The organism is Magnetospirillum sp. WYHS-4, assembly GCA_039908345.1.
GTDB lineage: Bacteria > Pseudomonadota > Alphaproteobacteria > Rhodospirillales > GLO-3 > JAMOBD01.
This window is the reverse complement of the sequence record JAMOBD010000044.1, coordinates 18,450-29,596: the sequence shown is the minus strand read 5'-3', so window position 1 is coordinate 29,596 and position 11,147 is coordinate 18,450. Positions and strand designations below refer to the sequence as shown.

Annotated in this window: 11 protein-coding genes, 1 tRNA gene and 2 pseudogenes; 8 read left to right on the top strand and 6 right to left on the bottom strand. The window is 65.6% G+C overall.

The window, feature by feature from the left end; translation table 11 throughout:
* Window positions 1-234: 234 nt before the first annotated feature.
* The 3 genes and pseudogenes from H7841_12810 to H7841_12800 all read right to left on the bottom strand — a co-directional run bounded on the left by H7841_12810 (window position 235) and on the right by H7841_12800 (window position 1,096).
* Window positions 235-366: pseudogene (locus tag H7841_12810) on the bottom strand (DUF3768 domain-containing protein).
* A gap of 193 nt (window positions 367-559) precedes the next feature.
* Window positions 560-635, bottom strand: a tRNA-Ala gene (locus H7841_12805).
* A gap of 92 nt (window positions 636-727) precedes the next feature.
* Entirely contained in the window at window positions 728-1,096 is a 369-nt protein-coding gene (locus H7841_12800; GenBank protein ID MEO5337753.1) for a TIGR02300 family protein, read from the bottom strand.
* A 171-nt stretch (window positions 1,097-1,267) separates the two neighbouring features.
* Here H7841_12800 and aroA point away from each other — a divergent pair.
* The 8 genes and pseudogenes from aroA (at window position 1,268) to H7841_12760 (ending at window position 8,003) form a co-directional block, all read left to right on the top strand.
* Window positions 1,268-2,523 (top strand): annotated as a pseudogene (gene aroA, locus H7841_12795) (3-phosphoshikimate 1-carboxyvinyltransferase).
* A 60-nt stretch (window positions 2,524-2,583) separates the two neighbouring features.
* Window positions 2,584-3,144 carry a hypothetical protein gene (locus tag H7841_12790; GenBank protein MEO5337752.1) on the top strand — a complete coding sequence of 187 codons (561 nt, stop codon included), beginning with the start codon at window positions 2,584-2,586 and terminating at the stop codon, window positions 3,142-3,144.
* 260 nt (window positions 3,145-3,404) lie between these two features.
* Complete coding sequence (locus H7841_12785; GenBank protein ID MEO5337751.1) at window positions 3,405-3,872, top strand: hypothetical protein; 468 nt, start codon at window positions 3,405-3,407, stop codon at window positions 3,870-3,872.
* Between the two features lie 40 nt (window positions 3,873-3,912).
* Window positions 3,913-4,548 (top strand): (d)CMP kinase, encoded by a 636-nt coding sequence (gene cmk / locus H7841_12780; protein ID MEO5337750.1) that lies wholly within the window; start codon window positions 3,913-3,915, stop codon window positions 4,546-4,548.
* 93 nt (window positions 4,549-4,641) lie between these two features.
* Complete coding sequence (rpsA, locus tag H7841_12775) at window positions 4,642-6,366, top strand: 30S ribosomal protein S1 (GenBank protein ID MEO5337749.1); 1,725 nt, start codon at window positions 4,642-4,644, stop codon at window positions 6,364-6,366.
* A 62-nt stretch (window positions 6,367-6,428) separates the two neighbouring features.
* A complete protein-coding gene (gene sppA, locus H7841_12770) occupies window positions 6,429-7,343 on the top strand; it encodes a signal peptide peptidase SppA (protein MEO5337748.1) in 915 nt (304 codons plus the stop codon).
* Window positions 7,344-7,367: 24 nt separating this feature from the next.
* Complete coding sequence (ihfB, locus tag H7841_12765; GenBank protein ID MEO5337747.1) at window positions 7,368-7,646, top strand: integration host factor subunit beta; 279 nt, start codon at window positions 7,368-7,370, stop codon at window positions 7,644-7,646.
* A gap of 12 nt (window positions 7,647-7,658) precedes the next feature.
* Entirely contained in the window at window positions 7,659-8,003 is a 345-nt protein-coding gene (locus H7841_12760; protein MEO5337746.1) for a LapA family protein, read from the top strand.
* An 87-nt stretch (window positions 8,004-8,090) separates the two neighbouring features.
* Here the strand turns inward: H7841_12760 and H7841_12755 are convergent, their stop codons facing one another.
* Genes H7841_12755 through H7841_12745 form a run of 3 tightly spaced genes read right to left on the bottom strand, consistent with a single transcriptional unit; the run spans window position 8,091 to window position 11,070 of the window.
* Entirely contained in the window at window positions 8,091-9,485 is a 1,395-nt protein-coding gene (locus tag H7841_12755; protein MEO5337745.1) for an NAD(P)(+) transhydrogenase (Re/Si-specific) subunit beta, read from the bottom strand.
* 12 nt (window positions 9,486-9,497) lie between these two features.
* On the bottom strand, window positions 9,498-9,917 hold the full coding sequence (locus tag H7841_12750) for an NAD(P) transhydrogenase subunit alpha (protein ID MEO5337744.1): 420 nt from the start codon (window positions 9,915-9,917) through the stop codon (window positions 9,498-9,500).
* A 1-nt stretch (window position 9,918) separates the two neighbouring features.
* A complete protein-coding gene (locus tag H7841_12745) occupies window positions 9,919-11,070 on the bottom strand; it encodes a Re/Si-specific NAD(P)(+) transhydrogenase subunit alpha (GenBank protein ID MEO5337743.1) in 1,152 nt (383 codons plus the stop codon).
* Window positions 11,071-11,147: the final 77 nt, after the last annotated feature.

Here is an 11,147-nt window from a genome sequence, read left to right as displayed (position 1 = left end):
CACGCCAACTGCTTCGTCACCAAGCCCGCCGATTTCGACGACTTCAATACCGTCATGCGGATGATCGACGAATTCTGGTTCGGCGTCGCCCAGCGGCCCGTCGTCCTTTCCTGATCGGCGTTTTCCGGCTCCTCGGCGTTTCGAGTGGAATTGACGGCCTGTTGGCGGACCCGTTCTCCATCCATGGGCGAGCAGATGTCTCACGGAAATTCCAGCGTCTGAAAAGCTGAAACCTCAATACTCCTCCGCCAGCATGACCGTCAGCACGCGGGTGGTGGCGGATGGGGCGCTTGGATCGTCGGCGCCCATGGAGAGGGGGCGGTCGTGGTCTTCCATCTTCCTGAAGACCTTGTGGCCTTGGTGTTCGAGCGCGCCGACACCGTGCTCGCCGTAGGGATGGCTATCGGCGGTGAAGGTGGCGAAGGCCGGAGCCGGGCGGGCTGTTCATCCATCAGGGGGCCCACTGCAACGAGCAAGGTTACCGCCTGGCCGCCGAAGCCGCCTGGAAGGGGCGGCCCTTGAAAGGACGAAACCCGCCGCTTCAGGCGGCGGGTTTCGATGGTGGAGCCGAGGGGAATCGAACCCCTGACCTCTTGAATGCCATTCAAGCGCTCTCCCAACTGAGCTACGGCCCCGATCTTGGGTCCCGGTCGGCGCCGGGACCGGGAAAATAGGAGGATGAGCGGACGGACGCAAGGGGGAAGATGCCACCGTCCGCCAACTTTTTTCAGGGCTTGTCCCCCAATTCGTCCTCGTCCAGATGCTCCATGACCTCGGAGACGTCGTCGTCGTCCTCGCCCAGGTCGGAAGCGTCCTCGATCAGCTCCTCGTCCTCCTCGGCATCGGCCAGTTCCTCGGTGGCCTCCAGTTCCGCGCCTTCGGCGGCGAGAAGGTCGGGGGCGACGCTGGGGGCGGCGGCCTCCCGCTTCGGCTTGACATCTTCCTCCAGCGGCTTGCCACGACGGAACTTCGCCGTCGTGTCGGCCTTCACCTTGGCACCGCACTTGGGGCAGGTGGCCGGGTTCTTCTTGAGATCATAGAATCGCGCACCGCAGCTGGGGCAAGTACGCTTGGTTCCAAGGTCCGGACTGGCCACCGGTGTTCCTCCGCAAAACGATCCGAATGTTTCGTAGGCGCCCGGACCCGAATTTCCGGATGCGCGTAAGCCAATTGCCACGATCCTTCACGCCTGTCAAAACGAAAAAGGCGGTTCGAGCCGAAAGGGAAAGCTGCTAAAGGGAGAAACGCCAAGAAAAGGAGACCCTTCATGCCCATTCCGCTGACCGCCCGCCGCGCCCAAACCCTGGCCGGAAACATCCGGGTTCCGGGCGATAAGTCGATTTCGCACCGGGCGTTGATGGTGGGGGCCTCGGCGGTGGGCGAGACCCGGATTTCCGGGCTGCTGGAGGGGGGCGACGTGCTCTGTACCGCCGCCGCCTGCCGTGCCCTGGGCGCCCAGGTGGACCGGCTGGGCGAGGGCGAGTGGCGGGTCGTGGGGCGCGGAGTCGGCGGCTTGGCCGAACCTTCCGGCCTGCTCGACCTCGGCAATTCGGGGACCGGAGTCCGCCTGCTGATGGGGTTGGTGGCGGCCCATCCCTTCAACAGCTTCTTTTCCGGCGATGCGTCGCTCTGCTCGCGGCCCATGGAACGGGTCATGGCGCCCTTGCGCCGCATGGGGGCGTCCTTCTCCGCCCGCTCGGGTGGCCGCCTGCCGCTGGTGGCGATCGGCAGCGACGCCCTGGTGCCCATCGAATACGAATCCCCGGTCGCCTCGGCCCAGGTCAAGTCGGCGGTGCTGCTGGCCGGCCTCAACACCCCCGGCCGACGGAACTGATTCTCCGCCACTTCGGGGCCGAGGTGATCGTCGAGGACCTGCCCGACGGCGCCCGTGCCGCCACTGTGGTGGGCCAACCGGAACTGCTGGCCCGCGACGTGGCGGTGCCTGGAGACATTTCGTCGGCGGCCTTTCCCCTGGTGGCGGCGCTGCTGGTGCCGGGCTCCAGGGTCACGGTGCGCAACGTGGGACTCAACCCCTTGCGGGCCGGCCTGCTGGAGGCCCTGCACCTGATGGGCGCTTCCGTGCTCCACGACAGCCGCCGCGTCGAGGCCGGCGAGCCGGCCGACCTGGCCCCGGCGATGATCGACGAATATCCCATCCTCGCCATGGCGGCGGCCTGCGCCGAGGGCGTGACGCGCATGCACGGCCTAGGAGAACTGCGGGTCAAGGAAAGCGACCGCCTGGCCGCCATCGCCCGCGGCTTGGCCGCCTGCGGCGTCAAGGTGGAAGAAGGCGAAGACTGGCTGGCGGTGCACGGCACCGGCCGCCCGCCGAAGGGCGGGGCGACCATCGCCGTGCACTTGGACCACCGCATCGCCATGGCTTTCCTGGTGCTGGGACAGGTGACGGCCGAACCCATCGCCATCGACGACGCCGGCCCCATCGACACCAGCTTCCCCGGCTTCGCCGGCCTGATGCGCGGGCTGGGGGCGGTGGTGGAGGGGGGAGGCGGCTTTACACCGTAACCTTCGATTGCTATACCCGGTATTGGTCGTCCTTGGGTGGATGACCGGAGGGGATTTCGCGTGCAGAAGTTCTGGGTTCTGACGGAGCGGGCGTTTTGTGGCGTCATCTGGGTCACGCTGCTTTTCGTCCTGGTGTTTCCCGACGTCGCTTGGCGGGGCATTTCCGGGCTGTTCTCACCCGTCAACAACCCCGTCGGCTTTTCCCGCGATTTCATTGCACGCCTGGCGCACTTCACTCTTTTTCTCGCGGTTGTCTTCGACGCGTTCTACGAGGAGGTCATCCGTCGGATCCTTGGGGCATGGCGCAAATGGGGGCGGTCCAGCCATGCCGAACAGGAAGGCGACCAATCCGACTTCGGCAGGCGCCAGGCTGCCGGGATTACCGTGGCGGTCATCTACGTCTTCCTTGTCGGGTGGATGATGGAGACCATCAAGAACGGGTGGGATGCCACCGCGGAAGCCTCCGCTCCCCGATTTGTCTTCACGGCCTTCGTGCTCGTCTGGCTGATGCGTTCCATCATGGTCGGTTGCGGGAACGGGGCCTGCGGGCGCCACGGCGCTCCGCGCCGTATCCAGGATCACCAAAACGCCAACCGTCAAGCGGCAGGCAGGGCCGCCTGATGGTGGAAATGGGCGACGTCAGGCTTGGAAACGCTGGAAATTCGATGTAGGGTGCCGCGATGGATTTCACTTTCTGGATTTTCGTAGCGTTTGTCGTCGCGGTGTTTGGGAAGATGGCCGTCGGGTTCCAGATCAGAAGGAACCGGATCGGATCGGTCGAGTTGCCCCCCGTTTCCGCCGGCGCCCTCAAAGGCGGGGGCGCCCCCGGAAGTATGTTCGGGTCGGCGAATGCCCAGAACGTCAGCCAGGAAGTCCCCGGCGTGGATATCCTTATCGAAGGAAGGCCATGGGACACGAAGGCCCTGCCTTTGCGCTACGTAATTTCGGGCCAGTCGCTCTCGCCGATCGGCATCCATCACGGCGACCAGTTGTTCGGGATACGGTTCGATGCCGCCGATTATGCTCCCGACGACCGTTCGGGTAGCGTATTCCTGAGACATAGGGACAATCCGGATTACGATATCCGCAAGGATGCCATCATCGTCCTCGAATTCGAGGGAGAGGCGTCGGGATGGCTGAAGGCCCGACAGTTCGATCATGTGGAGGTCGATGACGGCGGACAGATATGGGTTCGCTCGTGGACCTATCTTGACGGGACGCACGAGGGCCGCCACCTGAGCAGGCATCCCCTGTCGGCCCTGCGGTGCAAGGTCCTCTATGCATGGGACGGCAGGGTAACGACTTCCCGCAGTTGGATGCCGTTCTCGGGCCGACAGGCGGCGGCGTGACTGGGCGCGGACAATACGTGCTCTTGACAAGTTATTGGCCATGATAATCGCCATCGACGGGCCGGCGGCGGCCGGCAAGGGAACCCTGGCCAAGCGCTTGGCCGCTCATCTCGATTTCGCCTTTCTGGATACCGGGCTTATCTACCGGGCCACCGGGATGAAGGTGGTGCGCGCGGGCGGCGATCCGTCGGACGTCGCGGCCGCCGAGGCGGCTGCCCGCTCCCTGGCACCCGAGGACATGGCGGCCGCCGACCTGCGCCTGGACGAGGCCGCCCAGGCCGCCTCCAAGGTGGCGGCCATACCCGGCGTGCGGGCGGCGCTGCTCGACTTCCAGCGCGCCTTCGCCCTCAACCCGCCCGACGCCAGGAAGGGCGCGGTTCTGGACGGCCGCGACATCGGCACCGTGGTCTGCCCCGACGCCCCGGCCAAGCTGTTCGTCACCGCCAGAACCGAGGTGCGGGCCGAACGCCGGTTGAAAGAGTTGCGGGCCCGCGGTGAGGAGGCTATATATGCCCGCGTTCTGCAGGACATGAAGGAGCGGGACGCCCGCGATTCCAATCGCGGCGTCGCTCCCCTGGAGCCGGCGAAGGACGCCTTCCTTCTCGACACCAGCGACCTGGACGCCGAGGCGGTCTTCGCCAAGGCGCTGGAATTCATTGGTTCCCGGGGCCGCTGACGAAGGCATCCGCCGTTCGTTCAACTTCACCGAAAGACCGCCGGAGACAACCGGCTGGCCGGAATACGACGATCTGGAAAGGAAACGATTGCGATGAGCACGAATGAGAATTTCGCCGATATGCTGGAAGAGGCCTTCAAGGGCTCGGCCAGTTTCGAAGGCCAAGTGATCCGAGGCACCGTCCTGACCGTGGTCAACGACCTGGTTCTGGTTGACGTGGGCCTCAAGTCCGAGGGGCGCATCCCGCTGAAGGAATTCGGCGTCCCCGGCACCGAGATCAAGGCGGGCGACCAAGTCGACGTCTTCGTCGAGCGCTACGAGGACCGCGACGGCGTCGTCGGCCTCAGCCGCGAGAAGGCCCGTCGCGAGGAAGCCTGGACCGACCTGGAGAAGTCCTTCACCGGCGCCCAGCGCGTGAACGGCGTCATCTTCGGCCGCGTCAAGGGCGGCTTCATCGTCGACCTGTCGGGCGCCGTGGCCTTCCTGCCGGGCAGCCAGGTGGACATTCGCCCCGTGCGCGACGTCGGGCCCCTGATGGGCGTGCCGCAGCCGTTCCAGATCCTCAAGATGGACCGCGCGCGCAACAACATCGTGGTGTCGCGCCGCGCCGTGCTGGAAGAAACCCGCGCCGAGGCTCGCTCCGAGCTGATCTCCAACCTGCGCGAAGGTCAGATCCTGGAAGGCGTGGTCAAGAACATCACCGACTACGGCGCCTTCGTCGACCTGGGCGGCGTGGACGGCCTGCTGCACGTCACCGACATCGCGTGGCGGCGCATCAACCATCCCTCCGAAGCGCTGCAGATCGGCCAGTCGGTCAAGGTGCAGGTCATTCGGTTCAACTCCGAAACCCAACGCATCAGCCTCGGCATGAAGCAGCTGGAAGCCGACCCCTGGGAGGGCGTGCAGGCCAAGTATCCGATGGGTACGAAGTTCACCGGCCGGGTCACCAACATCACCGACTACGGCGCCTTCGTGGAACTGGAACCGGGCGTCGAGGGCTTGGTGCACGTCTCCGAGATGAGCTGGACCAAGAAGAACATCCATCCGGGCAAGATCGTCTCCACCAGCCAGCAGGTCGAGGTCATGGTGCTGGACGCCGATCCCGAGAAGCGCCGTATCTCGCTGGGCCTCAAGCAGTGCCTCGCCAACCCCTGGGACGAGTTCGCCCGCAAGTTCCCGGCCGGCACCGAGGTCGAGGGCGAGGTCAAGAACATCACCGAGTTCGGCCTGTTCATCGGCCTTTCCGGCGACATCGACGGCATGGCGCATCTGTCCGACCTGTCCTGGGACAAGCCGGGCGAACAGGCGCTGGCCGAGTACAAGAAGGGCGACATGGTCAAGGCCAAGGTGCTCGACGTCGACATCGAGAAGGAGCGTATCTCGCTGGGCGTCAAGCAACTGGCCAGCGATCCCTTCGAGGAGGCCATGTCCGGCGTCAAGAAGAACGACGTCGTCACCTGCACCGTCACCGCGGTTCAGGAAGGCGGCATCGAGGTCACGGTCAACGGCATGCCGGGCTTCATCCGCCGCGCCGAACTGAGCCGCGACCGCAGCGAGCAGCGTCCCGACCGCTTCGCCCCCGGCGAAAAGGTCGACGCCAAGGTCACCCAGGTCGACCGTGCCACCCGCAAGATGCAGCTCTCCATCAAGGCCCGCGAGGTCCAGGAGGAGAAGAAGGCCATGGCCGACTACGGCTCCTCCGACTCCGGCGCCAGCCTGGGCGATATCCTGGGAGCCGCCATGGAGCGGAAGGCCGCCGCCGAGGCCCGGAAGGCCAAGAAGGGCAAGAAGGACGACGAGGAAGGCGACGAGGACTAAGTCCCCGATGCGGGGCGGTCCGGCGAAGGGCCGCCCCGCGCTTCCCGCGAGGAGACCGCGACATGACGCTTGAAGCGGATCTTATGATCGACAGGCGCCGCCTCAAGCGGCGCCTGATCTTTTGGCGGATACTCGCCATCGCTGCACTTGTGGGCGGGGCGGTGGCCCTGGCCAAGCCGGACCACGGCGACGTGGGCCTCAGGCCCTACGTAGCCCGTCTGGACGTCTCCGGCGTGATCGTCAGCGATCCGGAACGGGACGAGGCCCTGGACGACCTGGCCCGCTCGGACCGGGTCAAGGCCCTGGTCGTCCGCATCGACAGCCCGGGCGGAACGGTGGTGGGGGGCGAATCCCTCTATCGGGGCCTGCGCCGGGTAGCCGCCAAGAAGCCGGTGGTGGCCGTGATGCGGGAGACCGCGGCCTCGGCCGCCTACATGACCGCCCTGGCCGCCGACCATCTGGTGGCCCACGAAGGTACGGTGACCGGTTCCATCGGCGTGCTGCTCCAGCATGCGGACATGACCAGCCTGCTGGACAAGCTGGGCGTCAAGCCGGAAAGCATCAAGAGTGCGCCGCTCAAGGCCCAGCCCAACCCCCTGGAGCCCCTGACCGAGGAAGCCAGGGCGGCGGCCAAGGCGGTGGTGCTCGACATGTACGGCATGTTCGTGGACATGGTGGCGGAACGGCGCGGCCTGGATCGCAAGGCAGCCCTCGGGCTGGCCGATGGACGGGTCTTTACCGGCCGCCAGGCTAAAGCGGAAGGCTTGGTCGACCGCTTAGGGGGCGAACCGGAGGCTCGCACATGGCTGTCCGAGGCTCACGGGATCAAGGAAACCGTCCCCGTCCACGACGTTGAAATCGAACGCAAGGACGGCTTGTGGCGCGAGTTTCTTGATAAAGCGCTTGGAAAATCATGGGGTTCCTCGGGACTGCGGCTTGACGGGCTGGTGTCCGTCTGGCACCCTGTCCTCCATTGACGGACGGCAGTCCCGGGAGGCACCATGACCAAGTCCGAGCTGATTCAGAAATTGGCCGAGGCCAATCCGCATCTCTACCAAAGAGATGTCGAGCGCATCGTGACGACTATTTTCGATGAAATCGCCGACAGCTTGTCTCGCGGCGACCGGGTGGAGCTGCGAGGGTTCGGAGCCTTCTCCGTGAAGGAAAGGGGCGCCCGGTCCGGCCGCAACCCGCGGACTGGCCAGACGGTCAGCGTCGATTCGAAATACATTCCCTACTTCAAGACCGGGAAGGAGTTGCGGATCAAGCTCAACGGCTGATCCGCCCAGCGCATGTTCCGTCTGATCTTCTGGTTGTTTTCCCTGGCGATGATGGTGGTGGTGGTGGCCATGGCGGCGGGCAACCGTGCCTTGGTGACCCTAAACCTAGATCCGGTGCCCTATCTGGTCGACGCGCCGCTTTACATGGTGGTTCTGGCCAGCGTGGCCCTGGGGTTCGTCTGGGGGCTGCTGGCTTCGCTGGCCGCGGTCTTCAAGGCCAAGCGCCGGGCTCACGAAAAGGCCTGGGATGCGGCCAAGGTGCGGCGGGAAAACGCCGACCTGCGCCAGCATATCGAAACCCTGGAGGCGGCGCGCCTTGCCGCCCTGCCGTCTTCACCCCCGGTCCTCAAGCCGTGAAGGCGGCCGATCGCATCTTCGTCGCCCTCGATACCACCTCGGTGGACGAGGCCGGCAGGGTATTCCGCCGGCCTTGATCGCACGCCTTCAATTCAAGGCGGCGACGATTTCCTCGGTCATCTTCTTGGCATCGCCGAACAGCATCATGGTATTGTCGCGGAAGAACAGTTCGTTCTCCACGCCGGCATAGCCGGATGCCATGGACCGCTTGACGAACAGCACCGTTCCCGCCTTTTCCACCTCCAGGATCGGCATGCCGTAGATGGGGCTCTTGGGGTCGGTCTTGGCCGCCGGGTTGGTCACGTCGTTGGCGCCGATGACGAAGGCCACGTCGGCGGTGGTGAATTCGTGATTGATCTCCTCCAGTTCGAAGACCTCGTCGTAGGGCACGTTGGCTTCCGCCAGCAGCACGTTCATGTGCCCCGGCATGCGGCCGGCCACCGGATGGATGGCGTATTTCACCTCGACGCCCGCTTCCTTCAGCTTGTCGCCCATCTCGCGCAGCGCGTGCTGGGCCTGGGCCACCGCCATGCCGTAGCCGGGCACCACGATGACCTTGGAGGCGTTCTTCATGATGAAGGCCGCGTCGTCGGCACTGCCCGACTTGACATTGCCCTTCGGGCCGCCGCCGGCCGCCGCCGGGCCCTTGCCCTCGCCGCCGAAGCCGCCCAGTAGAACGTTGAAGATCGACCGGTTCATGCCGACGCACATGATGTAGCTGAGGATGGCGCCCGACGAACCCACCAGGGCGCCGACGATAATCAGCGCCGGATTGGACAGGGTGAAGCCGATGCCGGCCGCCGCCCAGCCCGAGTAGGAGTTAAGCATCGAAACCACCACCGGCATGTCGGCGCCGCCGATGGGGATGATGATCAGGAAGCCGATGGCGAAGGCGAGCGCCGCCAGGGCCCAGAAGGCGGCGTCCGATTGGGTTGCGATCAACGCCACCACCAGGGCCAGGATAGCCGCCCCGATCAGGGCGTTCAGCTTGTGCTGGTGGGGGAAGACGATGGGATTTCCGCTCATCAACCCTTGCAGCTTGGCAAACGCGATCACCGAGCCCGAGAAGGTCACGGCGCCGATGGCCAGCCCCAGTGCCATCTCGATCAGGCTGCCCGCCTTGATGGCGCCGGGGGTGCCGATGCCGTAGGCTTCCGGATTGTAGAAGGCCGCCGCCGCCACGAAGACCGCCGCCAAGCCAACCAGGGAGTGGAAGGCGGCGACCAGTTGGGGCAGGGCGGTCATGTTGATCCGCCTTGCGATCACCGTGCCGGCCGAGCCGCCGATCAGGATGGCGATCACGATGGCGCCGAAGCTCTTGACGTTGGGGTCCAGCAGCGTGGTGCCGACGGCGATCGCCATGCCGGCGATGCCGAAAAGGTTACCCTGGCGGGCCGAAGTCGGGGAACTCAGCCCCTTGAGCGCCAGGATGAAAAGGACGGACGCCGCGAGATACGCGAAGCCGACGAGTTGTTCGGTCATGGTTCCGCCCCCCTACTTCTTCGTCTTTTTCTTGAACATCGCCAGCATGCGCTGGGTGACGATGAAGCCGCCGAAGATGTTGACCGAGGCCAGGGTCACGGCCAGTAGCCCCATGACCTTGGAAAAGCCCAGGCCGGCCGGTCCGGCCGCCAGCAGGCCGCCGACGATGATCACCGACGAAATGGCGTTGGTGACCGCCATCAGGGGCGAATGCAGGGCCGGGGTGACACTCCAGACCACGTAGAAGCCGACGAAGCACGCCAGCACGAAGACGGTGAACAGGGCGAGGAACGAGTATTCGCTTCCGCCAGCCGCGGCGGCGGGCAGCGTCACCTGGGCGGCTTCCTGGGCCAGCTTGTTGGCGTAGTCGGCCAGCCGGGCAGCCTCGTTGGCGACCCAGGCGGCATGCGAGGAAAACGTCGCGGCGTCCATGTTACTTTCCCTCCCCGGCCAGCTTCGGGTGCACGACCTTGCCGTCCTTGCACACCAGCGTGCCGCCGATGGTTTCGTCGTCCCACTTGATGTCGAGGGCGCCGCCCTCCTTCCTGGCGTGGGGCGTCAGGAAATTGAAAAGGTTCTTGGCGAACAGCGCGCTGGCATCCTTGGGCAGCCGGCCGGGCACGTTGTCGTGGCCGACCAGCTTGACGCCGTGCTTGACCACCACTTTTCCCAGTTGCGACAGCGGGCAGTTGCCGCCGGCTTCCACCGCCAAGTCGACGATCACCGATCCGGCCTTCATGGTCTTGACCATGTCTTCCGTGACCAGCACGGGCGCCGGGCGGCCGGGGATCAGGGCGGTGGTGATGACGATGTCCTGGGACTTGATGTGCTCGGCCACCTTGGCCTTCTGCTTCTCGAAGTACTCGGGCGGCATCTCCTTGGCGTAGCCACCGGAGGTTTCCGCGTTTCTTTCCATCTCGGGGTCGACTTCCAGGAACTTGGCGCCCAGGCTCTTGACCTGCTCCTTGGTGGCCGGACGCACGTCGGTGGCGGTCACCACGGCGCCTAGGCGCCGGGCGGTGGCGATGGCCTGCAGGCCCGCCACGCCTACCCCCATGATGAAGACCTTGGCGGGCGGCACCGTGCCGGCGGCCGTCATCATCATGGGAAAGGCGCTGCCGAATTCACCGGCGGCGTCCAGGACAGCCTTGTAGCCGGCCAGGTTGCTCTGGCTGGACAGGATGTCCATGGACTGGGCGCGGGAAATGCGCGGCATCAGTTCCATGGCGAAGGCGGTCAGGCCGGCATCGGCATAGGCTTCTGCATCGTCCTTGTTGGTCAGGATGTCGAGCTTGGCGGCCAGGATGGCGCCCTTCTTGAAGAGCTTCAGCTCGTCGTCCTCGCCACCGACGATGGGGCGCTGGACCTTCAGCACCACGTCGGCATCCTTCAGGCAGGACTTGGCATCCTTGGCGACGCTTGCCCCGGCGGCCTTGAAATCGTCGTCGGTGAAGGCGGCGGCCAAGCCGGCCCCCTTTTCCACCGAGACCTCGAAGCCGAGGGCGGCGAACTTCTTCACCACCTCGGGCGAAGCGGCGACACGGGTCTCGCCCGGCCGACGTTCCTTCGGTACGGCAATCTTCATGGCGGTTTCCCCCGATGCGGATTGTTCCCGCTTGACGGTCAAACGAACGGCCGGATTGTGCGCGTTCCCAAGCCGGG